18 protein-coding genes and 1 riboswitch are annotated in these 25,422 nt (G+C 37.6%); of the genes, 13 read left to right on the forward strand and 5 right to left on the reverse strand.

The window, feature by feature from the left end; all coding sequences use genetic code 11:
- Window positions 1-111 precede the first annotated feature (111 nt).
- From CLOS_RS01265 to cls, 3 genes are all read left to right on the forward strand, one after another.
- Window positions 112-1,053, forward strand: coding sequence for a sensor histidine kinase (locus tag CLOS_RS01265; RefSeq protein ID WP_012158114.1), 942 nt, complete (start codon window positions 112-114; stop codon window positions 1,051-1,053).
- A 382-nt stretch (window positions 1,054-1,435) separates the two neighbouring features.
- Window positions 1,436-4,954, forward strand: coding sequence for a pyruvate:ferredoxin (flavodoxin) oxidoreductase (gene nifJ, locus CLOS_RS01270; protein ID WP_012158115.1), 3,519 nt, complete (start codon window positions 1,436-1,438; stop codon window positions 4,952-4,954).
- 374 nt (window positions 4,955-5,328) lie between these two features.
- The gene (gene cls, locus CLOS_RS01275; protein ID WP_012158116.1) at window positions 5,329-6,768 is read left to right on the forward strand and encodes a cardiolipin synthase; all 1,440 of its coding nucleotides are present in this window, start codon (window positions 5,329-5,331) and stop codon (window positions 6,766-6,768) included.
- A 95-nt stretch (window positions 6,769-6,863) separates the two neighbouring features.
- Here the strand turns inward: cls and CLOS_RS01280 are convergent, their stop codons facing one another.
- Both CLOS_RS01280 and thiT read right to left on the reverse strand, forming a co-directional pair.
- Window positions 6,864-7,238, reverse strand: a complete 375-nt coding sequence (locus CLOS_RS01280) for a class II SORL domain-containing protein (protein ID WP_012158117.1) — start codon at window positions 7,236-7,238, stop codon at window positions 6,864-6,866.
- A gap of 182 nt (window positions 7,239-7,420) precedes the next feature.
- Window positions 7,421-8,047, reverse strand: a complete 627-nt coding sequence (thiT, locus tag CLOS_RS01285; RefSeq protein ID WP_012158118.1) for an energy-coupled thiamine transporter ThiT — start codon at window positions 8,045-8,047, stop codon at window positions 7,421-7,423.
- Between the two features lie 87 nt (window positions 8,048-8,134).
- Window positions 8,135-8,228: riboswitch (TPP riboswitch) on the reverse strand.
- Between the two features lie 222 nt (window positions 8,229-8,450).
- Between thiT and CLOS_RS01290 the strand changes: the two genes are divergently transcribed.
- From CLOS_RS01290 to CLOS_RS01300, 3 genes are all read left to right on the forward strand, one after another.
- Entirely contained in the window at window positions 8,451-10,457 is a 2,007-nt protein-coding gene (locus tag CLOS_RS01290) for a methyl-accepting chemotaxis protein (RefSeq protein ID WP_408626273.1), read from the forward strand.
- Between the two features lie 183 nt (window positions 10,458-10,640).
- Complete coding sequence (locus tag CLOS_RS01295; RefSeq protein WP_012158120.1) at window positions 10,641-11,138, forward strand: SEC-C metal-binding domain-containing protein; 498 nt, start codon at window positions 10,641-10,643, stop codon at window positions 11,136-11,138.
- A gap of 79 nt (window positions 11,139-11,217) precedes the next feature.
- On the forward strand, window positions 11,218-11,703 hold the full coding sequence (locus tag CLOS_RS01300) for a dUTP diphosphatase (protein ID WP_012158121.1): 486 nt from the start codon (window positions 11,218-11,220) through the stop codon (window positions 11,701-11,703).
- A gap of 15 nt (window positions 11,704-11,718) precedes the next feature.
- On the opposite strand, the gene CLOS_RS01305 is transcribed toward CLOS_RS01300, so the two are convergent.
- Both CLOS_RS01305 and CLOS_RS01310 read right to left on the reverse strand, forming a co-directional pair.
- Window positions 11,719-13,011 carry an MATE family efflux transporter gene (locus CLOS_RS01305; RefSeq protein WP_012158122.1) on the reverse strand — a complete coding sequence of 431 codons (1,293 nt, stop codon included), beginning with the start codon at window positions 13,009-13,011 and terminating at the stop codon, window positions 11,719-11,721.
- Between the two features lie 210 nt (window positions 13,012-13,221).
- A complete protein-coding gene (locus CLOS_RS01310; RefSeq protein WP_012158123.1) occupies window positions 13,222-15,174 on the reverse strand; it encodes a molybdopterin-dependent oxidoreductase in 1,953 nt (650 codons plus the stop codon).
- A 272-nt stretch (window positions 15,175-15,446) separates the two neighbouring features.
- On the opposite strand from CLOS_RS01310, the gene CLOS_RS01315 reads away from it, so the two are divergent.
- The 4 genes from CLOS_RS01315 (at window position 15,447) to CLOS_RS01330 (ending at window position 18,927) form a co-directional block, all read left to right on the forward strand.
- On the forward strand, window positions 15,447-16,037 hold the full coding sequence (locus CLOS_RS01315; RefSeq protein ID WP_041718884.1) for a metallophosphoesterase: 591 nt from the start codon (window positions 15,447-15,449) through the stop codon (window positions 16,035-16,037).
- Window positions 16,038-16,061: 24 nt separating this feature from the next.
- Complete coding sequence (locus CLOS_RS01320; RefSeq protein ID WP_012158125.1) at window positions 16,062-17,063, forward strand: hypothetical protein; 1,002 nt, start codon at window positions 16,062-16,064, stop codon at window positions 17,061-17,063.
- 116 nt (window positions 17,064-17,179) lie between these two features.
- The gene (locus CLOS_RS01325) at window positions 17,180-18,010 is read left to right on the forward strand and encodes a nitroreductase family protein (RefSeq protein ID WP_012158126.1); all 831 of its coding nucleotides are present in this window, start codon (window positions 17,180-17,182) and stop codon (window positions 18,008-18,010) included.
- 59 nt (window positions 18,011-18,069) lie between these two features.
- The gene (locus CLOS_RS01330) at window positions 18,070-18,927 is read left to right on the forward strand and encodes a bifunctional 5,10-methylenetetrahydrofolate dehydrogenase/5,10-methenyltetrahydrofolate cyclohydrolase (RefSeq protein ID WP_012158127.1); all 858 of its coding nucleotides are present in this window, start codon (window positions 18,070-18,072) and stop codon (window positions 18,925-18,927) included.
- Between the two features lie 91 nt (window positions 18,928-19,018).
- On the opposite strand, the gene CLOS_RS01335 is transcribed toward CLOS_RS01330, so the two are convergent.
- Entirely contained in the window at window positions 19,019-21,010 is a 1,992-nt protein-coding gene (locus tag CLOS_RS01335; RefSeq protein ID WP_012158128.1) for a methyl-accepting chemotaxis protein, read from the reverse strand.
- Between the two features lie 225 nt (window positions 21,011-21,235).
- Here CLOS_RS01335 and CLOS_RS01340 point away from each other — a divergent pair, with 225 nt between their 5' ends.
- The 3 genes from CLOS_RS01340 (at window position 21,236) to CLOS_RS01350 (ending at window position 25,391) form a co-directional block, all read left to right on the forward strand.
- Complete coding sequence (locus tag CLOS_RS01340; protein ID WP_012158129.1) at window positions 21,236-22,555, forward strand: hypothetical protein; 1,320 nt, start codon at window positions 21,236-21,238, stop codon at window positions 22,553-22,555.
- 201 nt (window positions 22,556-22,756) lie between these two features.
- On the forward strand, window positions 22,757-24,073 hold the full coding sequence (locus CLOS_RS01345) for a glutamate--cysteine ligase (RefSeq protein ID WP_012158130.1): 1,317 nt from the start codon (window positions 22,757-22,759) through the stop codon (window positions 24,071-24,073).
- Window positions 24,060-25,391: a circularly permuted type 2 ATP-grasp protein gene (locus CLOS_RS01350; RefSeq protein ID WP_012158131.1), complete on the forward strand. Its 1,332-nt coding sequence runs from the start codon at window positions 24,060-24,062 to the stop codon at window positions 25,389-25,391. The genes CLOS_RS01345 and CLOS_RS01350 overlap by 14 nt, the downstream gene beginning before the upstream one ends.
- The last annotated feature ends 31 nt before the right edge of the window (window positions 25,392-25,422 follow it).

Here is a 25,422-nt window from a genome sequence, read left to right on the forward strand (position 1 = left end):
GAATGTAATATTTAAAAAGTTACTATATTATAAAATAACGATATGAAAGCCTCAGCAACCTAATAAATAATTTAATAGATTAGAGGTGAAGGGTAATTGGAGAGATTGAAAATGTTTCAGTTGAATACCAGCAATAAAGCTGAAGCTATTAAAATGATATTTTTAGTTCAGGTTTTTGTCATTATGGGGGTTATAATTTACGTTAGTGCTAGCCAACTTGATGTTGTAGATGAAAAACTTCACCCTGTTCTTGGAGATACAATATTAATGTTTCTTGTTATATTAAGCGGACTTGTTGGAATAGGTTCTATTTTTTTGTTCAGTGAGTTGGTAAAGCTAATTGAGAAAGAACAGGAATATGAGCTTAAAAAACTGGAAGTTGCTCAAATGGAAGAAGCCAATAATTTGCTAAGATCACAGAAACACGACTTTTCCAATAACCTACAGGTCATATGGGGGATGTTGAGCCTTGGCGATATAGATAAGACAAAGGAATACATCAATCATTATACCAATATGCTCAAGATCGATGAAGAGGATTTACAGGACATTTCCAATATAAACAATGAGTATTTGTATACATTGTTTATTAATAAGGCTTATAAGTGTAAGGACATGGAAATTGATATTCACTATAGCATCGAACCAGATCTATGCTTTGAAAGCTATAATCCAATTGATCTCATCCGAATTTTTGGGAATTTATTAGACAATGCAATCTATGCTGTGAAAGGAATCGAGCGAGAAGACAGAGAAATATTGGTGGATATTTATTCGGACGAGAATAATTATTGCTTCAGTATTTCCAATAAAGGACCTAAGATTCCCGATGAAATAAGACGGGATATATTTAAGGCTGGTTTTACTACGAAAGGTGAAGATGGCAGCGGCATGGGACTGTATAATGTCATTAAGCTGGCCAATAAATATATGGGAAATGTGGTTTTAGAAAACAATGATTATCTAGGGACTCAATTTGTTGTACAAATGCCAAAGTTAGATCCGGCAAAGAGTAGTTTTCGCTTGGGTAAAAAGTTGTCCAAAGCCACATAGGCTCAATATAACATAGCTCGAATATTCAATGACTCTATATAAACTCCATGATAAAGGAAATCCATCCAAAATCATGGTTTTTTTATAGATAATTTTAAGTATAATTAGAAAATTAGCCACTTGTATACATAATACAATTAAAAATATTTAATAATTTTTATTATTTATTATAAATAAAAACTTTTTATTATATTCAGAAATTAAAGAACATTGGAGTTTCAACAACATCTACATTTTTCAACAAAAAATGTAGATGTTGTTGAAAAATTGCACTATAAATTTACGTTCATTTTATATATAATAGAACTGTATACAAAGGTACCGAAAGTATCTTTTATAAGATAATAATTTCACATTATATAAAATAAAGGAGGAATAAACAATGGCAAGAAGAATGGAAACCTTAGATGGTAACTCAGCTGCTGCTCATATTGCCTATGCATTTACCGATGTAGCTGCAATTTATCCTATTACGCCATCTTCAAATATGGCAGAAGAAGTAGATGCAATGAGTGCTACTGGTAAGAAGAATATCTTCGGACAGTCAGTTCAAGTAACTGAGATGCAATCTGAGGCAGGAGCTGCCGGAGCAGTTCACGGTTCACTTTCAGCAGGTGCTTTAACTACAACATTTACAGCGTCCCAAGGTCTTTTATTAATGATTCCTAACATGTACAAAATCGCAGGGGAGTTACTGCCTGGCGTATTCCACGTGAGTGCTCGTGCTATTGCAGGACATGCTCTTTCAATATTCGGAGATCATTCCGACGTAATGGCTGCAAGACAAACTGGATGTGCTTTACTTGCTTCTGGTAGTGTTCAAGAGGTTATGGACTTATCAGCTGTATCTCACTTAACAGCAATTAAAGGAAGAGTTCCATTCATTAACTTCTTTGACGGATTTAGAACATCTCATGAAATCCAAAAGGTTGAAGTGATTGAGTATGATGAACTTGCAAGTCTTGTAGATTGGGAAGCAGTAAAAGCTTTCAGAGATAGAGGATTAAATCCAGAGCGTCCATACCAAAAAGGTACAGCTCAAAACCCAGATATTTTCTTCCAGGCAAAAGAAGCTGCAAATAGATACTATGAAGCAATTCCTGATTTAGTAAATGACTACATGAAGGAAATCACAAAACTAACAGGCAGACATTACGCGCCATTTAATTACTATGGTGCAGAAGATGCAGAGAACATTATTATTGCAATGGGATCTGTAACAGAGACTGCTGAAGAGGTAATTGATTACTTAAATGCTAGAGGTGAAAAGGTTGGTATTATCAAAGTACATTTATATAGACCTTTCTCTGAGAAATATTTCTTCGATGTTCTTCCTAAAACAGCAAAGAGAATCTCTGTATTAGATAGAACAAAAGAGCCAGGTGCTTTAGGCGAGCCTCTATACCAAGATATTAGAACATTATTCTTCGACAAAGAAAATGCACCGCTAATCGTTGGTGGAAGATACGGTCTTGGATCTAAAGATACAACACCAGCACAAATTAAAGCTGTATTTACAAACCTTAAAGCAGAAACTCCTAAAAATCAATTTACACTCGGTATCATTGATGACGTTACAAACACATCTCTTCCAGTAGAAGAAAATGTTGTAACTGCTCCAGAAGGTGCCATCAGATGTAAGTTCTGGGGATTAGGTTCTGACGGTACAGTAGGTGCAAACAAGAGTGCAATCAAGATCATTGGAGACCATACAGATATGTATGCTCAAGCTTATTTCGACTATGACTCTAAGAAGTCTGGCGGAATCACAATGTCTCACTTACGTTTCGGTAAAAAGCCAATTAAGTCAACCTATTTAATTGATGAAGCAGATTTCATTGCCTGTCATAACCAAGGTTATGTATACCAATATGACCTATTAAAAGGACTTAAAAAAGGTGGAAACTTCCTATTAAACTGTATCTGGACACCGGAAGAGTTAGAGGAAAAATTACCAGCAAAACTTAAGAGATTTATCGCAGATAACGATATTAATTTCTATACAATCAACGCAACAAAGATCGCTTCTGAGCTTGGTTTAGGTGGAAGAATTAACATGATTATGCAATCTGCATTCTTCAAGTTAGCAAACATCATTCCAGTAGAGGAAGCAATGAAATACCTAAAGGATTCCGTAGATGAGTCTTACGGTCTAAAAGGAGATAAGATTGTTCAAATGAACTACGCTTCTATTGATCGTGGCGTAGACGCATTAGTTAAGATCGATGTACCAGCAAGCTGGGGCAGTGCAGTAGAAGAAGCAGCTGCTACAGTAGCAAAAGATGAACCAGATTTCATCAAAAACATTTTAAGACCAATGGCTGCACAAGATGGTAATAGCCTTCCTGTAAGTGCATTCGTAGGTAGAGAAGATGGATCCTTCCCAGTAGGAACTTCTCAATATGAAAAACGTGGAATCGCTGTAAATGTACCAGAGTGGTACAGTGACAAGTGTATCCAATGTAACCAATGTTCATTCGTATGTCCTCATGCTGCAATTCGTCCATTCTTATTAGATGAAGAAGAAGTGAAGAATGCACCAGAAGGATTCAATACAGTGAAAGCTACTGGTAAGGAATTTGACGGTTTACAATACAAAATCCAAGTGAGCCCATTAGATTGTACAGGTTGTGGAAACTGCGTTGACATCTGTCCAGCAAAAGAAAAAGCAATTGCAATGATGCCGCTTGAGCCACAAGTAGCAGCTCAAAGAGAAAATTGGGAGTATGCAACAACTATTACAGATAAATCTCACTTAACAAATAAATTTACATTCAAGGGTAGCCAATTTGCTCAACCTCTATTTGAATTCTCTGGAGCTTGTGCAGGTTGTGGAGAGACTCCTTACGTTAAATTAGTTACTCAATTATTTGGAGATAGAATGATCGTTGCCAACGCTACAGGTTGTTCTTCAATCTACGGTGGTAGTGCACCATCTATGCCATATTGCCAAAATAAAGAAGGCAAAGGTCCAGCTTGGGCGAACTCTTTATTTGAGGACAACGCTGAGTATGGATACGGTATGTTATTAGCAACAAAGCAAATGAGAAGAAGATTAGCAGACCTTATGACAGAAGCCCTAGAGCTAGACATTGCAGCTGAATTAAAAGATGCATTCAATGCTTGGTTAGCAGGACATGATAATGCTGAAGCTTCTAAGAAAGCAACTTACGATATGCTTCCGTTATTAGATGCAGCAAAAGGAAATGCTGTAATTGATGAAATCATTGAGAAGAAAGACTTCTTAGTGAAAAAATCACAATGGATCTTCGGTGGAGACGGTTGGGCTTATGACATCGGATTCGGTGGATTAGACCACGTAATCGCAAGTGGAGAAGATGTAAACATCCTTGTTATGGATACAGAGGTTTACTCAAATACAGGTGGTCAGGCTTCTAAAGCTTCCCCAACAGCAGCAATTGCTAAGTTTGCTTCTGCTGGTAAGAGAACTAAGAAGAAAGACCTTGGTATGATCGCTATGAGCTATGGATACGTATATGTAGCACAAGTATCTGTAGGTGCTGACAAAAACCAATTAATGAAAGCGATGAAGGAAGCAGAAGCATATAATGGACCATCTTTAATTATTGCTTACTCACCATGTATCGCTCACGGTATTAAAGCTGGAATGGGTAAAACTCAAGAGCAAGGTAAGAAAGCTGTAGAAGCAGGATACTGGCATTTATACAGATTCAACCCAGAGTTAAAAGAACAAGGACAAAATCCTTTCACTCTAGACTCTAAAGAGCCAACTGCATCCTTCAGAGAATTCTTACTAAGCGAGGTTCGTTACAACGCCTTAACAATGACATTCCCAGAAGTAGCAGAAGAGCTATTTGAGAAGTCAGAGAAGGAAGCAAGAGAGAGATACGAATCCTACAAGCGTCTAGCGGGAAAATAATAAATAATCCAATGAATAAGAACAAGGTCTATTTCTAGACCTTGTTTTTTTTATGACCTAACCCAATTTATGCGACCAAAGGAGCAATAAATCGATGGTAGGTCAAAGGCAACGAGCACCAAATTTGCACGACCAACGGGAGTGAACAAATTTGAGTTGCGAGACTGCGGCCTAACCCAATTTATGCGACCAAAGGAGCAATAAATTGATGGTAGGTCAAAGGCAACGAATGCCAGATTTGCACGACTAGAAGGCGTGAATAAATTTGAGTTGGGAAACTGGGAAATAGGATACAAACAAACTTGTTGTCAGGGGCATATAATGGGTATAATAGAAAAAGATAGAAGCTTTTAATACTTGAGGGGAGCGGGCATATGAATCTATTTCAGGTTTTTACTACAATTTACACCATTGTAAACATTATTATTGCCATAGACATACTGTTGGATAATCGGGATCCTTCAAGTACAGTGGCATGGATCATGGTTTTATTCCTCGTTCCCGGAGTTGGTATCTTTCTATATTTTTATATTGGTAGAAATCATCGAAAGCAGAAAACCTTCATTAAAAAGCGAAGAGAAGATTATGAGATTTTAAACCATCTGCTCAGCAATCAGCTAGGCTTTATAGATTATGGCGAAATGTTTAAAAGAAATTTTGATGATACTAGGGGTAAGATTATTCCTCTTCTGCTGAATAATACCAAGGCTCCCATTACTGTAAATAACAAGGTGAAAGTTTTACAGAATGGTGAATCCACTTTTTCAGAAATGATACGTGCCATAGAAAATGCAAAGGATCACATCCATATAGAATATTTTATTATAAAAGATAGTCATATTGGTAGAATGCTCCAAGCCACACTGATAAAGAAAGCAAAAGAAGGTGTAGAAGTACGGCTGATATACGATGCTGTAGGGAGTTTTAGATTAGGGAAGGACTTTTTGAATCCCTTAAGGGAAGCAGGCGTTCATTTGAAAGTATTTTTACCTGTAACCTTACCATTCTTTGGAAGTAGATTGAATTATAGAAACCATCGAAAGATTCTCGTCGTCGATGGGACGATAGGATTCGTAGGTGGACTGAACATAGGAGATGAATATTTAGGCAAGAACAAAAAAATGGGTTTTTGGCGAGATACACATTTAATGCTACAGGGAGAGGCTGTCTACGTACTTCAAGGCATATTTTTGGCAGATTGGTATTTTGTCTCTAACGAAAATATAGATAATCTCAGGTATTTTCCGAGTCAAGGATATTGTGGTGAAAAAATCGTGCAGATAGCTTCCAGTGGACCGGATTCCCATTGGGCTTCCATTCATCAGGCATATTTCTCTGCCATCAATACGGCAAGGGATCGGGTTTATATCACAACGCCGTATCTCGTACCAGATGAGGGAATTTTACTTGCATTAAAAACTGCTGCCCTAAGGGGCGTCGATGTGAGACTGTTATTGCCTATTAAGCCAGATCACCGAACTGTTTTTTTAGCATCAAAATCTCATTTCGAGGAACTTTTAGAGGCTGGTGTCAAGATTTACCAATATGGCAAAGGATTTGTTCATGGAAAGGTTTTTATTGTGGATCATAACTTCGTATCCATCGGTACAGCCAATTTAGATATCCGTAGCTTTAAATTAAACTTTGAAGTGAATGCATTTATCTATGATAAAGAGGTGAATAGAAAGACGGCAAAGGATTTCTTTGAGGATTTGAGAGTCAGTAAGAGGGTTTATTTAGAGGAATATGTGAAGAGACCTGTACTTCATAAAATTGCAGAATCCGTCGCTCGAATCTTTTCTCCTATATTGTAAAGTAAGAATTGTAAAGGCTTCAAATAAAGGGCTATACATAAGCACAGATTCAATGTACTTATGTATAGCCCTTTTATAAATATCCTATGAAAAATTTATTCTACAACGATCTCTTGGCTGTTTTCCCAAAGTCCGTGAATATTGCAGTAGCTTACAGCGTGAATTGTACCAGATTTATCTAATTTGATACGAGCTACACCAGCTGGCTCTGTAAAGTTTCCATCTTCTCCATGTGCTTTAAAGTCGAAGTTGGCAATTTCTACTGGGAATTTTCCGCCATCTGCATGGAAGAACACTTTAAACCAAGCAATGTAATGCTCTAGTGTGTTTGGATGACCAATCGCATCGCCTACAGATACTTTAATTTCAAAAACCTCTCCTGCTTTTACTTTTTCAGGAGCATGAATTACTGGAACGTGTTTTTCTCCCTTCCAATCTCCTGTTTGTAATAATTGACCTAATGTTTTCATTAAAATCATCCTTTCTCGTATATTCCATATTTTGTTTTGTGCACTTAAAATTGCGTGCTACTTAAAGTTGTCATAGCAATCAAATTGATTTTATCATGGGTTTTTACAGTCCCTTTCATATATATAACCATTATTTCAGCTTTATAACAATTATATTCAAAAAAGATGAAAAACAATGAAAACTATAGAGAAATTTTCTGCACTTCTTTTACGGCATTCTGTATTTGTGGAACAAAGCTGACGATTACACAGATTAGTGTATCTGTTCCAATAACCAAACCATTGACGATAAGGGAATATAGGAATGCATTCATTCCTTCCGGTGCATAGGAACCGAAGAAAATAACACCGGATAAGAAGTTCATCACGAATCTTCCAAAGCCTCCAATCAAACAAGAAATTCCTAGATTCTTACGATATAAGCCAGCCAGTCCTAGAGCACCAAAAGACAGTGGATAGTCTAAGAAAAATTGAGCCCAATGAATAATGTAAGGGTCTTGAATCAATTGGATCATACCAAAGGCAAAACCAGCTAGAATACCTGCTGTTGGACCGAACATGATCGCAAAGATATAGATGGGCAGCATACTGGCAGGGGTGATACTGCCGCCTTGTGGGAAACGATATAAACGAATGTAGGATAGAACGAATGAAAGTGCAATACATAAACTTCCGTATACGATCATCTTCGTATAGTACGAGTTTTTATTCTGTTTTCGATCTCTGAAAATCAGAGCAATAGACAATAGTACCATGGTGGCTAAAATGATCACGGTAATGGGTTTGAATTCTAAAAACTTTTGAAACATATGATGACATCCTTTCTTTTTTATCTATCGCTGGATGTATCCATATAAAATAAAAAACGTGAAAAGAAAGACTTCTCACGTTAATATTATTAACAGAATCCGCTTTCCTACGAAGGTATTAACCTACAGGTTCTAAGGGTCGGAATAATCCTCTCAGCGCATGGCACCCCTAGCGATAAATATTTTTTTATTTATATTATACCATAGATCTCAGGGGATGGGGATAAAATTTGACAAGAAAGTCAGTCCTATAGTCCGTTGTTACCATTTTATCGATCCTAGGGAATTTTATGACAAAGTTCATCAAAATGTGATACAATGTAGTCATATCAATCGGTACAAGCATGTAAAAATGTCGAATAATGTCGAAAAATTTTAATTTAACAGGAAGATATTAGGAGGAATGCAAGTGAAATCTATTCGTAAAAGAATCATAGCCATTTTTGGAGCAGCAATTATTGTATTATTATCGGTTCTGGGGGTCTTTATACACGGCTCTGTGAGTGATTTAACTGAAGTATTAATCAATGATTTAGTTGTTCAAATAACAGATGCGAGAAGTGCTGAAATTACAAAGATCATTGAATCTAGTATGAATGAACTTAGAGCAATCGCTACACAAGATGTTATTAGAACTGGGGATATGGCAATTATTAAACCCTATTTAGACAGTAGAGAGGGTACCTTTAGTAAAAACTTTTCAACGATGATGTTTGTAGATTTAAATGGGGACTTCTACGCTACTGGTGGAGGACAAGCTAATATTAAGGGACGGGCAGACTTTGAAGCTATTGTAAGGGATGGTAAGGACATCTATGTATCCGATCCTATTATCGCTAAGGTTTCAGGTAAACCAATCGTAAATATTACAACCTCTGTCAAGAATGAAAGCAATGAGCTTGTGGGCGTATTTGCAGGTGTCGTAGGGTTGAATACAATTGCAGATGCTTCTAGCGAGATTACCATTGGTGGTATTGGAGAAGGAATGATTATCGACCATACGGGATTGATCATTGCCCATCAAGATGAAACTATGAGATTAAATTCAAACCTTTTTGATGGAATGAAAAAAGAAGGCAAGGAGTTTGAAGCTTTAAAAGAAAAGATTGAGAACAATGATAATGGTGCTCAAGTATTTGTTGATAATGAAGGACAGTATTTTATTGGTATTTTTTCTAAAATAGAAAATACCAATGGATGGCATTTATTTGTGAAGGTGCCTTTGCAGGAAATTATGAAGACCAGCAATGCATCGTTAAAACTTATTCTACTATTTATTGGTGCTATTATTGCGGTCACACTTTTATTGTTCTATATTATTTCGGGAAGAATATCGAAGCCAATTGTGATGCTTGCTGATTATACAAAGACAATTGCAGAACTAGACGCAAGAGAAGATGTGCCGGAGAAGATTCTTAAAATGAACGACGAAGTTGGGAATTTAGGCCAATCTATTCAGGAAGTAGTGAATAGTCTGAGGGTCTTTATAGAAGGGGTAGGAGATTCCGCAGAAAAGGTTTTAGGGTCATCTGAAATGCTAGCGATCGCTTCTAAAGAGGCAGGTCTTGCGGCAGAGGAGATTGCAAGAACCGTTGGTCAAATCGCTGAAGGAGCGACAGAACAAGCTAAAGATACAGAACAAGGCGTATTCATGGCAGACGAACTAGGAAGAATCATTGAAACTGATGTGAGCTACACTATAGAATTGATGGAACAAGCAGAGCGGGTCATGAAATTACAAGATGATGGTACTGCTGTAATAGACCAATTGACAGAAAAAACAAGAGAAAATATAGAAGCGATTGAAAGCGTTTATGAAGGTATCGTAAGAACCAATGAAAGTTCCGTAAAGATCAATGAAGCAAGCCAAGTAATTAAGGGCATTGCAGAGCAAACGAATTTATTGGCCTTAAATGCAGCAATAGAGGCAGCTAGAGCTGGCGAGTCTGGAAGAGGATTTGCGGTAGTTGCCGATGAAATTAGAAAACTAGCAGAGCAGTCTAGAGCATCTACCAACGAAATTGAGGAAGTTGTTGCAGAGCTGCAACAAAATTCAAGTATTACGGTGGATATTATTAAAAACGTGGCAGAAATAACGAAGGAACAAGAGAAGAGCGTTGAGGTTACGAAGAATGCATTCGATGGAATCTCGGATGCCATTGTATTAACGAAAGAAAAGATCACTGGAATTAATAACTCTAGCAAGAACATGGCAGACAAGAAGGATGGAATCATCGGAATTATTCAGGAATTATCTGCTATATCTGAAGAAAATGCGGCTTCAACAGAGCAAGTTTCTGCGGCAACGGAAGAGCAGCTGGCTACTATGGAGGAAATATCCAATGCCAGCGGAAACATGGAAGAAATCGCAGAGGAGCTAAAAAACATTATATCCATGTTTAAAATCTAAGAATCGTACGGTAGGATAGGCTTACCCAAAAATCTCTCTATAGCAGTATCATTCATTTGATAGAAGCTCTGCACCGTTAAGCTGTATATAATCCATTCAATCAGCAATTAAATGGTTGAAAGGATAAAAGCAATATAATATAATAATAACGGTTAAAGTTTAATTAGATAAGGAGAAGGAAAAATGAGTTTATATAGTCAGTGGACAAAAATAGCTTTTGAACATACAGAAGAAAAGGACGCAGTAGAGTTTTGGGAAAAATACTGTGCTGTGGAAAAAGGAATCTACGAAAAGGTTTTAGAAGTACCTACAACAAATATTAAAGGACAGCTTTCTGAATTAGCAAAGGAATACGGCGTAGACGATGTTACCTTTGTAGGATTTATTGACGGTATCAACACCAGCCTTACGTCAGAAATCGACTTGGAAAAGCTTGCTGAAGACAGCAACGTAGAATTAAACATTGATCTAGAAAAACTATACTTCAATATGTTGAATGCCAATGCCGAATGGCTGTACACACTGCCGCAGTGGGATGCAATCTTAACTGTAGAGCAGAGAAAAGAAATCAAAAAATCATTCAATGCAACAAAAACTGTAGTGAATGATGAAAAAATAGGCAGAAACGATGCATGCCCTTGTGGTAGCGGTAAAAAATATAAAAAATGTTGCGGTAAATAATATCATGGAACTGCCTGAAATTTTGGGCAGTTCTATTCTTATAAGGAAAGAGAATGAGGATAGAGAAAAGGAGAAAAATATGAATTTAACAGAACTATATAGGATACAAAGCCAATTAGATGAACGTATCAGCAGGGAACATGGACTAGAGCATAAGGATCTCGTTCCCTTTAAATTATTAGCTTTACAGGTGGAATTAGGAGAGCTGGCAAATGAGACACGTTGCTTTAAGTTCTGGAGTAATAAAGGCCCATCTTCTAAGGATGTGATCCTGGAAGAGTATGTAGATTGTCTCCATTTTATCTTGAGCATTGGGTTAGATTTGAGCTTGACCCATATTCAAATAGAGAGGATTACAAACGATGCCACTTTGGCGGAGGAATTTCAAAACTTGTTTACTTATATTGCTTCCTTCAAAGAGGAATATACCATGGATCATTATAGAAGGATATGGAATCATTTCTTACTTTTAGGAAGAAAATTAGATTTTACGGAAGAAGAAATATTTGAATCTTATTTAGAAAAAAATAAAGTAAACCATAAAAGACAGGATGAAGGCTATTAAATAAAAAAGGCACTCTTAAGCGAGTGCCTTTTTCTTATGAATCACTTGTTTCTGCCATTTTCCACTTAAAAATATAATGAAGCCAAAAACACAGGTGATGGCATTACTTAAGAGCATGGCATACCAAACGCCATTGGGACCCCACTGTGTAAAATTTTTAAATAAGATAATCATTGGAATGCGCAGTCCCCATAATCTGCCCATATCCATCATCATGGCATAGATTGTATGACCGGAGCCTTGAAAGGTACCGACAAATACTTGGAAAAATCCCATAAGGGGCAGAGAAATACTGACCAATCGCAAGTACTCTGTACCTTGCTGAAGAACATCTGGGTCATCCTTCACGAAAATAGACACAATACTTGAGGAGACGATCACCATAATGACACCGCCAATGACCATTAGTATGGTTGAAAGCTTTAAGGCAGTTTGGACCGCTAGTTTTGCTCGGTCCTTTTTGTCGGCTCCTAAGTTTTGCCCCACGATGGTAGCAAGAGCACTACCGATTCCCATAACGGGCATCAGAACGAGAGAATTAATTCTGTTACCAATACCAAAGGCCGCTAGAGTATTGGCACCGTAGGATATGACAAAGCTATTTAATATGACGAAGCCAAAGGATGCAGCAGATTGCCCTAAGGTACTCGGTAGCCCTATGGCAATGATTTCTTTTAAAATATCTTTCTCCATTTTTAGATTATTTCGATCCAAGTAGATACCATCTTTATGAGCAAATAAGGTGTAAATCGCATAGAGTGCAAAGATCATTCTAGAGAGAACCGTTGCGATGGCCGCCCCTTTAATACCCATATTGAATGTGAAAATAAATATTGGGTCTAGAAGGATATTGAGTATTACACCCAGTACGTTTAATACCATGGGTGTAAAGGTATCGCCCTGACTCTGTTTGATTGCAGTATATACTAGGAAAAGAAACATTCCTGGAATTTCCCAAAACATGATCGTTAGATATTGGGAGCTATAGGTAAATATTTCATCTTGGCCACCCATGAATGTAACGATAAAAGGCGTTAGGAGGTAGCCGATAATGCCTAAGATAATCGATAGAATAACAGAGAACGTAAACATTTGAGTTGAAACCTTGATGGACTTTTCTTCATCGTTGGAACCAATATACTGAGAAATTAGCGCAGTACCTGCAACGTTAATTCCTGTTCCAATGGATAGGGTTAGGAAAATTACAGGAGACACCAGGGTCATGGCAGCCATAGGCATAGTCCCCAGCTTACTTACCCAAAAGGTATCCGCTAAATTGTATAAGGTTTGTATGAGGTTGTTGAACATAATGGGGGCCCCTAAAGTTAAAATAACTTTGGACATATTCCCCTCTAATATAAGGCGCTGATTTTCTTTGAAATTCATCTCTGTTTAGGCAATTTACGATCTGTTTTTTTCAGACACCATCGCCCTCTCCTTTCTGCTTGAAATCATTTATTTAGATACACTAAATATATTATATCAGATTTACTTTAAAATTCAAAAAATTTAATATTATTATTTAACGATTTTACATAGACAATTATTAAAAACAGCTTGGTTCCCAATATCCGATACGCCTGTTGAAGTCATGCGATTTACCCCCTGATTCTTTAGCCACCATCCTTCCTGAATCATGAGTACGTCTTCTCGTATATTTTCGCTGAAAATAGACAGAGCCTGAATCTTGCCATCCTTAGAAGACAATGTAATCTCTTGGCCTTCTAGAACACCATACCGCTGAAATGTTTTGGCAGATCCATATACCTTGGGTAGCGTATTAGGATCTTCGTCTTTAAAGTGCTGCGAATGTAAAGAATGCTTTGGATGGACGGACAAAAGATGCAAAGGGTATTCATGATTCTGAATGGAGATGAACTCCAAATCTTCTTCTACTGGGTTGATAAATTGAAATTTGCCAGAAGGCGTATTGAATTTCTTATCTTTCCATGGAATATCTTCTTCGGCGATAGTAAGGCTCTTTCCTTGAATCTCCTCTAATGATAAATTCAGCTTTTCTAAAAGAGGTGCAAGGCTTTTATTTAAATAAGTTTTTTCATCGGGATATTTCTGTAAGAAATCCGTCATACCCATCTCTTGTGCCAGTAGCTTGAAGATTTCAAATTCGCTCTTTACACCATCTCTAGGGGGGAGCACTCTCTCTGTATAGCGGAAATAAGGCTGCCACATAGAAGAATAAATGAAATCCTCCTCTTCATAAATGTGGGTAGCGGGGAGTACGTAGTCGGAAAGCTGTGCTGTGTCGGTCATAAAATGATCGATGGTGACCTTAAAAGGAATGGCTTTAAAGGCTTCTATGGTTCGTGTAGTATCTGGAAGCTGAACCACTGGATTGCTGGTAGTTACAAAAATTCCCTTGATACGATTCGGTGCATTTTCCAAAACATAATCTGCAAAGAGGGCCCTTTTAAAGGTTGGTGGTTCAAAGGCGAGGGTATTGCTTGCGTACGCATCGTCAATCCATTCCACCACCCTTTTATTTGCATAGGAAACGCCACCCCCTGCAATGCCGATATTTCCTGTCAGTGCTGCTAGAGCGTCGATGAAGCGGATATTTTTACCGCCGTTATAATATCGTTGTAGTCCATACCCCAAAATGATAGCAGATGGTTTGTTCTTATATAAGGCTGTAAGCTCCAGAATCTCTTCAAGGGAAATGCCGATTTTATCTACGAGAGCATCCATAGAGAAGGTATCGATATATTGTTGATATTCCTGAAAACCTCTGGAACGATCATCAATAAAGGTAGTATCCTCATCGCCTTCGCTCAGTATAATCTTTGCCATAGCAATTGCTAAGAATCCATCGGCTTCTGGCTTGATTGAATAGTAATGGGTTCCTAAATACGCTGTTGCTGTTTTTATTGGGTCGATTACGACAATATTCGCACCATTTTCCTTGGCCCTTTTTAAGTAGGGTACGAGATGAATATTAGTATCCACTGGATTTCTGCCCCAAATAAGGATGGTTTTAGCATTTAAATAATCGTCGGGATTGTGACTCAGTGGTTTTCCAAAGTCTAGTTTTTGTGCGGCGATTCCAGCACTCCAACAGAGGCTTCCCTTGGGTAATGTGGCACCGCCATAGCTATTAAAAAACGCATTGTCGATGCTTTTTACCACACCGCCATGGCCAGAATCCTTGTAGTGGAGGAGGGAGCTGGAGCCAAAATTGTCTCGAATTTCTTTCAGCTTTGCACCGATTTCTTGAATGGCCATTTCCCATCCAATGGGAATCCAAGTCCCATTTTCTTTTTTCATAGGGGATGTGAGGCGGTCTTCACTGAGGACCCTTTCAAGATGCTTCATTCCTTTTTGGCATAGAAATCCTTTTGTAATTGGATGATTGGGATCTCCTTGGACCTTCACCACTTGATGATCTTCCATTGTAATTTCTATGGCACATGCATCCCAGCAATCGAGGGAACAGGCTGTCCGTATTTTCTTCATGATGGTATTCCTTCTTTCTGAAATTTATCGTAGTTCAACAGAGATAAAAGCGTCTGCTGAATCTTAAGATCTATAGTCAATTATATCAATTAATAAAAGATAAAAATAGATGGATACCATAGGGTTTCTCATGAAAATTTCTAGGAAGAATAAAAGCAAAATATAATTCTACTAAAAAATCAAAAAATTTTGACCTTTTAGTGGAATTCATATAAAATTGTAGTAGTAACAGGAGAGGAGGCAACATTATTTTACGCACACTGAAGGAGAACATGTTTCTATTCGTACACAAACCCTATATACCAAAGGACTTAAAGAAAGAAAAAGGGCCTTTTCTGATGCACATTAGCGACACCACAGAAGGAATATATAAATACATTGATAAAGTGATACAAGAAATTAATCCACAATATATTGTGCATACTGGGGATATCGTAGACAATATAAAGTTAGAAACCAACGCAGACTATTTATATTTACACCAAAAAGGCCTCAGTCAATTTCAGGATGTCATAAAAAAATATAGAGGAAATATATATTATGCATTAGGCAATCATGATGATAGAGAAAGTGTTAAAAATATTCTAAATGGGGGTATAATTGTAGGTAAGGAGTTAATCACAATAGAAGGAAAGGTATTTTCCATGAGCCATAAATATGAAATGCTGCAAAAAAAAGCAGATTATTATTTATATGGCCATTCATTTGACCCTTGTAGCTATGAAAAAAATGGAGAAATCTTTTTGAATGGATTAATGAAAATCAATATTATCGTTTTATCCACAGGTCGAATCTATGAACTAGGATATCCTGTAGGAGTCAACTATGAACGAAAAATGGAAAAAAGAAGTGTAGGACTATAAATTGACAGGGGGCGACATAGCACAATGATTTTTTTGAGAATGGGTGCTAGATTACTTTTTCTAAGAACTGAAAAAATAGAAGAACTAAAGGATTTTATTGTAGAGAACTTGGATGGGAAGATTGAAGAATTTGAACGAGCCATAGATGAGTCTACAGAAGACTATACCATTGCCTTTATAACGGATACAGCCCCAGAGAAAACCGATGTAGATGATGCAAAATATATTATTTTAATAAAGGAAGCCTCCACTATCATTTTATCTGCTTTATTATCCAGTCACTTAAGTGGTTTGATCCATAGAGCCGATTTGGGCCCAGCCTGCTTAATCATGAGGATTGCAGGAGAGGAAGAGAAGGTTATAGAAAAGATGAAAAAGTTCTATGGTGGAGAAACGACTACTTGGCGGGACGGTATCCGAAAGGGAGAACGAATGGATACCTTAGTTGCATTAACCACAAAGCCAATCGGCGAGCGAGTGATTGGAGAAGATTTCGGAGAGGGGATCCTATTGCTATCCACTCCTGTAAACCAGGTACAGAAGAGGTTAAGAGCCGATGGCATCGTTTTCATTACCCAAAGCATGGAGGATGGACAGTGGTACGAGCTTCGAATCAATATCTATGATTCCAGAGGAAATTATACGGCGCATTACCGAAGGCTAATGATCGTATTGAGTTATCTGGAATTGGGCTTAGTTCTGGGAGAACAGTGGACACGAGATCATGCCTTGATGCTCTATTCCGTTTTAGCTTATCAAATACGTTTATTTACTTTAATGCATCCTCGCAAAATAAAGGAGATATTGGTGGGATTGGAGTACAGTGAAAATGGAGACCGATTGGTAGATTTCGATTTATACTATCGGAATAAAAAGGTGTCTTGGTTAGATGTAGATATTCATGAGAAAAAGAGAAATAAGGTGGAGGAGGGGAAACTGTTTCGAAAGAATCTGTTCAGTAAGCTACCGAACACTGTAATTGAGCAGCTACTTGAAATAGAAACAGAAGTTAAAGAAGCCAAATAATAATTTAGAGAAACTTTTTAACGAATAAAGGATTTATTTAAATTATTGTAGGGTATATAAAGATTAGGATGTAATAATATATACAATGACATATGAAATGAAAGGGAGTGCGGAAAATGACATTTATTAACTTGGTTGAAAACAGAAAATCCGTAAGGGAGTATCAAAAGAAGCTTTTGGGAGCTAAGGAAATGAAAGCATTGGAGAAAGCATTAGAAGAAATAGATGTATTGATTAAGAATGTGCATGTAGACTTTGCTTTTATTGAAGATGGATGGGGTAAGGAAGAAATTTTAAGAGGGAGAGCTGGGTATGTTGGAAATCCTGTACTAGCACCTCACTATATCGCATTGATTAGTGAAGAAAAGGAAGGTTATTTATTGAACTCATCATATATTCTAGAGCAAATCGTTTTAAAAGCTGTAGAATTAGATATTGCCAGCTGTTGGATTTCCGTAGAAAACGATGCTGCTGGACTAAAACGTGACCTTGGAATAGATAAACCAGGAGAAATTGTTGCTATGATTGCTCTAGGATATCCTAAAACCCATATCCCTTATACAAAGAAAAGTGGATCTTCCCGTATTGGTGTAGAAGACTTTGTCTTTAAAGGAGATTGGGGGAATGTTCCTACCCATGAAGAGTTAGAGCAAATGGGAATCGAGCAAGCGTTACATAGCATTCGATTCGCGCCATCCTGGGCAAACCTACAGCCATGGAAATTGATCATCGATAAGGATCAAATTATTTTAGCCGTAGGTGGAAAAGAAGTGAGTAAAAAACATTTAATGCTAGATGCTGGTATTATGATGCTTTATATGAAGAAGGCATTCAGTAGCGTTGGTATTACTGCAGACTGGAGTATTTATAAGGAAGAATTAGATGGTAGTCTCTCTGAGTACCACATCCCTTCCGAATATACTGCTGTTGGAATATTACATATTTAGTTCATTGAAGTTACTTTTACAATATATTTTAAATACTACCTTGAGAGGGGCTATGTAAAGTGTCAAATGTACTAAAGGGTAAGCCTGTAGCAGATAAAATCAGCGAGGGTTTAATTCAGGAAGTAGAAGTGTTAAAGGAAAAAGGGATCACACCAAAATTAGCAATCCTACGAGTTGGTGCTAGAGGCGACGATTTAGCATATGAAAAGGGAGCGTTATCAAGATGTGCTAAAATCGGAATTGACACAGAAGTAAAGGAGTTTCCAGAAGATATCACACAGGAGGACTTCATAGAAGCCCTTAGAAAAACCAATGGAGACCCTAGTATTCATGGCATATTGATCTTTAGACCATTACCAAAGCAATTGAATGAAGATGTGATTAAGTATGAGATAGCAGCAGAAAAGGATATCGATTGTTTGAGCCCGATTAACGCTGCAAAGCTATTAGAGGGTGACGATACTGGATTTCCACCCTGTACACCAATGGCTGTTATTGAGATTCTAAAGCACTATGAGGTGCAGATGGAAGGTAAAAAGGCAGTGGTATTAGGTAGATCCATGGTTGTAGGAAAACCAGCAGCACTGCTACTTTTGAAGGAAAATGCAACGGTAACAATTTGCCATTCCAGAACAAAGGAGCTTTCCAGTGTGACGAAAGAGGGCGATATTTTAGTCGCTGCCATCGGTAAAGATCGATTTGTAAAAGAAGATTTCATTAAAGAAGGTGCCGTAGTCATTGATGTAGGAATCAATGTAGATGCAGAGGGTAACATGTATGGCGACGTGGACTTTGAAGGGTGCAAGGAAAAAGCTGGAATGATTACGCCTGTGCCTGCCGGTGTAGGTTCTGTAACGACTTCAATCCTAGCAAAGCATGTACTTAAGGCATGTAGGCTTCAACATAATATTTACTAAAGCTGTTTCAAAAAGAATACGGGTCCATTAAAAAATCCATGTATTAGGAAGGCAATTCCTTAATACATGGATTTTTTATTTATAATAGACTTTAAATTTTAAATAACTCCACCTGTGTTCTAAGACTCACAGCTAAATCATTTAAATGGTTTGCAGCTTGAGCCACTTCTTGAACGGCAGAAGCTGTCTGTTCCATAGAAGCATTAACCTCCTCGGATGCTGCAGCTGTCTCCTCCGATACCGCAGAGATGTTTTCTATGAAAGAAACAATTGTCCTGCTACTTTCGGTCATCTCATTGACATGACCCGTTAGGCTATGGATTCTAGAGGTTATTTTCTCTATAGAGTTGGATATATTGTCAAATGAAGTACTAACGTCTTCAACGGCAGATACTTGAGCATCGGTATGCGCTCTTACTTCAACCATTGCAGAAACTACATTATCACTTTTCTCTGCTATTTCCATGGTGATGTTTCTAATTTCGTCTGTGGACAAGCTAGATTGTTCTGCCAATTTTCGAATTTCATCGGCAACTACTGCAAAGCCTCTACCTGCATCACCGGCTCTAGCGGCTTCAATGGCTGCGTTCAGCGCCAATAAATTCGTTTGGTCTGCAATAGAGCGGATGGTTTCTAGGATGACACCAATGGATTGGGTTTGTTCGTTTAAGTCTTTCACTGCTTCATCAATTCTGACTAAAGAAATCTTATTGCTATCTGTTTTTTCTGTGAGATGATGAACACTTTCAATCCCATTTTTGTTGGCATCTACAACGTATTCGGATAATGTTAGCATTTCCATGGCTTCAACGTTCAATTCGTCGAATTTATGAGAAAGCTCATTGACGGCAGCGGCGCCTTGCTCTGCATCCCTCGCTTGATCCGATGCACCCTTTGCGATTTCTTCCACAGTTCGAGTGACTTCTTCCGCTGAAGCGCTGGTTTCCTCGGAAGAAGCAGCTAAGCTGTCTGCTGCCAAGTTCATTTCTATGGATGTTTTTTGCACGTTCAACAACACATCTCGAATATTACCGATGGTCTGATTAATGGTTGCAGACAGCGTACCCATCTCATCCTTAGATTCGATGCGGCTTAAAATAGTGAAATCACCACTGCCTATTTGGGTCATGGCGTTCACCAATTTGCCTGTGGATTTCGTAATGGTTTGTGAGAAGATAAAGCCCACTACTGCGGCAATACCTACGGATATTAAACTGGTAACTACGGTTTGTTTCAGAATTGCAGAGGTTTCTTCCGTAATCTCATCGGCCATGATGGTACCAATGATTTTCCAATTGGTTTTGTCTAAGGTATCTAAAATTGCTACTCGATCTGTTTCATCGTATGTATAGGAGACCATATTGTCATTTGGATCATTTTTTAATATGGTGTTCATAAGCTCTGGAGCAGGAACCGGACTACCGACTAAACTCGCATCGCTATGGGTGATAAAAATACCGTCTCTATCTGTTAAGGATAGATACCCTTTCTTACCTACGGTCAAGTCTTTTAAGATAGCGGATAGGTTATTCAAGTAAATATCCACGCCGACGATGCCTACGAATTCATTATTATTTCTTTCATTGTAGACAGGAATGGATACGGTGATGGTGGTGTCTCCAGTAGCTTGATCTGTATAAGGCTTGGTCCAATAAATACCGTTGTTGCTAAATGCTCCTTTGTACCAATCTCTGGTCTGGGGATCAAAGTCTGATGGTAGATCTGCCTGGGGATAAATAATGGTTTGCTTATCCCTTGTACCTAAATAAACAGACTGCACATTTTTATGAGAATCCTTGATTGCTTTAAAGGAATCTACCATCCAAGTCTTGGAATCCTCTAGGGTATGAAACTGTTGAACATTGGCATCCTTGGATAGAAGCACTGCGATTTCCTCCGTTAAGGTTAGAAATGTGTTGAAGGTATCGGAAGTTCTTCTAACCACGTTGGTAGTGCTGTTGATCAGCTCTCGCTCTAAAATATCACTGCTGGTTCGAAAATTTAAAAAGCCGATAGCTGACGCTTGAACTAAAGTTATGATTAATAACAAAGTCAAAATTTTTGTTCTTAAAGACATCTTCATGAAAAATCTCCTTTCATATTATCCTGTAATTAAGTATACGATATTTTATCGTAAATTTCGACTATTTTTAATCATTCTTATGTATAAATAATTATTATTGCAGCTAGATTGCCATGGTTATAGCCTCAAGAAAGTACATGTCGGATAAAAAGCGATGGAAGAGGATAAACTCTTTGAAAAAGTGTAAAAATATAGGAAAAATATAATCTAGGGCGGTGCCATGAAATGAAAAAAATGATGAGTTTATATGTGATGCTCATATGTATACTGATAAACTCCATTGGCTGCGGAAACGCAAGGAACAAGGAGGAAAATACAGAACTGAATCAAAAGGAAGTGCTCATTCCTGTGAATTCCGTACAGGGATTTACGAGCATGAATGGTTTTAAGGCAGAGGATGGAAAGTTTTATTTCACAGGGATTCAAAATAACAGGTGGGGATTTTACGAATTGGATCTGAATACCCATGCCATAAAAGAGGTATACGGTAAAATTGGAGAATATGATGTATTCATTCCAATTGAAAAATACGGTGCAATTTATGTGGATGTTGATGGAAACTTATATATTCGACAGGATGGCAAGGATAGAAAAATAGATGAAGAGATTTACGGTACATATAGCCCCAATCTGTTGGTTTCTCCCGATGGTAAGGGAATCCTTTATACGAAAGGAAAACAGGAAAACGCCTCGTTATATCGGTATTTAATAGGGGAAGCATCACCCATTAGAATAAAGGAGAAAATTTCTCCAGATGCTTTTTTTACATTTTCATATACTACCCATTGGAGCAACCAAAGTCATTATTTCATATTCAATAACAAAGAAATTTATGACGAGGCTGGTAAGCTCTACGCTACAATCAATGGCACTGCGGCAAAATGGGCGCCAAACGATGGCAGGGTAGCTTTTATCAAAGAGCCAAAGGATTTGGAGAAGAATCAAATATTTGTTGGAGACTGGAAATCTTATATTGGAACTCAGTTTTATCTCTTCGATCTAAAGCAAAAGAAGGAAGAAGTTGTATATGAGAACCAAAACGGTATCATCGATGCTATTGACAACATTCAATGGGCGAAGGATGGTTCCTTGGTTGGACTTTCTGTAGGAGAGATCCAACGAACTTCAAATGGGGCACTGGAAAGTATTGATTATGAAAAAGTATTTGTACATAGAATTAAGGATGGATGGGGCAAAGAAATTCATAAAGTGCCATACAATTTTTATGAGATTTTATTTGATACCCATATCTATGGGAGTAGTATAGGAAAAAGAGATCAAGTTGAAATTGTGGAGATTTCTAGTGATGCACGGAAGGTTTTTGATCAGCCTGTCATTTTAAATGCTAGAGATATGTTTATTATTTCCTCCAAGGATCGTGGATATTTAGCCAATGGTAGGGCATTGATCGAGATTGATAAAGAGGGAAGGGAAAGAAAGATCCTAGAGCTCCCATGGGATATCAATGAGATGTATCTAGACCATGACAGTAAGAAGATAATTATTACGAATAAAGAGTATTTATTGTTTGTAATAAATTTGTAAAAAAGATGTGTAAAGATATTTTTAATGGGTAATAGAATAAGAAGGAGACTTTGTAAGTATATCCATTTTTTTACAATATGGCATTGCCATCTGATTGATAGATCGAATAAGTGGTTTATTCACCTGTAAATGAAGGTTTTATAGGCTTAGAATGAACAGATGAGGTAAAATTTAATTTATATTGAGGTGAGGGACACATATATGAATTGCGAAAATAACATAGAATCATTTACATCAATAATGAAGCGAGGAGAAAAGTCACCCAGCCAATTTAAAATTGGTGTTGAATTTGAGCACATCGTTGTCGACAAGGAAACATTAGAATCTGTAGCTTATTACGGAGAAGATGGTATTGAGGGAATCCTTAAGAAACTGTTAGTAAAGGGCTATGAAGGTAAGTATGAAGAGAATTATTTAGTAGGATTGGTTAAAGAGGATCGGGAAATTACATTAGAGCCAGGTGGGCAATTTGAAGTGAGCTTTAGGCCTTATAAAACCATCGGTGAGTTGAAAGAACGCTATTTTGATTTCCTAAATGAGATCATACCAATCTTAGATGAAAAGAATCTGCTATTGATGGCAATCGGCTATCATCCTAAAACCTCTATTGCGCAGCTTCCGTTTAATCCTAAAAAAAGATATGCCTATATGTCTCAATATTTTGAGAAAACAGGAAAGTATGCTCATAATATGATGAAGGGCACTGCAGCATTACAGGTATCCAGCGATTTTACCAATGAAGAAGACTTTATGAGAAAATTCCGTGTGGCGAACTTCATCAGTCCATTGCTGTACTTAATATCAGATAATTCCCCTATTTTTGAAGGGCAGATTTACTATAAATTCGGACTTCGAAGCCTAATATGGGAGAATACAGATCAACAAAGAAGCGGCAATGTTCCAAATGCACTGAACGAAACTTTTAGATATAAGGATTATGCAAACTATATTTTAAATACACCACCGATTCTAATGATGAAGGACGGAGCGTTTATTGGAACGGGGGACCGAACTGTAAAAGAGCTGATGAAGGCGTATGTATTTTCCGAGGATGAAATAGAGCACCTGATGACCATGGTATTTCCAGATATTCGAGTGAAAAACTACATAGAGATTCGGGTGGGCGATTCTATGCCATACCCTTATAATTTTTCTTACATCACATTGATTAAAGGAATATTTTATAATGAAGTGGCTTTAGAATACTTATATAAGCTGTCTCAGCGACTGGGAGACGAACATATGGCCCGAGCGAAGGAAATGGTACGGGAAAAGGGCTTCGACTCCAAGCTTGGCTCCAAACCTACATACGATTTTATCCGTATCATGTTTGACTTAGCTAAAAAAGGACTCAGTGTTGAAGAGAAGGATATGCTGGCTCCCTTAGAGAACTTATTGATTACGAAAAATAACTTATCCACCATATCGAAGGAAAAGGTTCGAAATGAAGGAATTGGTGCATTGAGATGGTGTAGTCTAAACCAATGGGTTAAGGGGGAAGGACATGAATACAACTAAGGAATTGTATGATGTATATGAGGATATCGTAAGGAAGAATGAAGGGGTTTTTTTACAGGATCATAGGGCTATCCTAAAAAAGGTAGAGGAATCTCCTGCCAAATATAAAGGAAGTCCTGTGGAATTTCTATATCAACCCATGCTTTTGAGTGACGAGGATTTTAAACGATTTCAAGATTTAACGGATATGTTGCTGGTCATACTAAATAAGGTAATCCAGCAATACTTAGAAGAACCAACATTTCGCTCATATTTCGGATTCTCTCCTCTTTTAGAAAAGCTTATTTTAAAGGACCCTGGATATAAAATCAATATCCCCATGGGCCGATTTGATATTTTTTATCATTTAGATGGCACTTTTCAGTTCTGCGAGCTCAATGCAGATGGGTCTTCAGGAATGGTGGAAGCTAGAGAACTGCAGAAGATTATTGGAGAGTCCTTTGCGGTTACAGAGCTCAAGAAGAAATATTCTTTGAAGGATTTTGAAGTGTTTAACTCCTGGGCGGAAGCACTTTTAGCAAACTATAGAGAATTTAGTAAAACGGAAGAAAAGCCTCAAATTGCGATTATCGATTGGTTTGATGGACAGCCACCTAGTGAATTTATGGAATTTCAGAAAACCTTTGAGGCCTTTGGATGCAAAACCATCATTACAAGCCCTAGTGAATTAACCTATAGAGATCAGAAGCTGTACCATGGGGATTTTAGAATTGATTGTATATACCGTAGAGCCGTAACTTGGGAGATTATAGAACATCAAGATCAGGTTCAAGACTTTATTAATGCTTATTTAGATGGTAATGTTTGTGTCGTTGGACCCCTAAGGTCTCAAGTGATCCATAATAAAATCGTGTTTGCAATTTTACATGATGAGGAGAAGACCGCCTTTCTAAATAAAGAAGAAAGAGCCTTTGTGAAAAAACATATTCCATATACGAGGGAGTTCTATGCAGCCGATAAAGAACTAGTGAACTTTGCCATAGAGAACAAAGATACTTTAGTTTTAAAGCCCATGGACCGATATGCTTCCAAGGGTGTATGTATTGGTGCTGATTTTACTAAGGAAGAATGGGCGCAAATCATTGAAAATATTGCTGAGGAAGAATATATTCTGCAGGAGCTGTGCAAAATACCGAGGCTTCCAATGGCAATGGTGAAAGAGAATAAAGTGGATTTTATAGAAAATAATTATTTGATTGGACTGTTCATGTACAATGAAAAGCTCCAGGGGCTATATACGCGGACCGGAACAAAAAATATTATAGGAAGTATTGTAGAATGCTACACTGCACCAAACTTTGTAGTCAGTGAAAGATAAGAATGAGAGTTTTAAAGTGCGTCTTCGTAGC

This window comes from Alkaliphilus oremlandii OhILAs (assembly GCF_000018325.1).
GTDB lineage: Bacteria > Bacillota > Clostridia > Peptostreptococcales > Natronincolaceae > Alkaliphilus_B > Alkaliphilus_B oremlandii.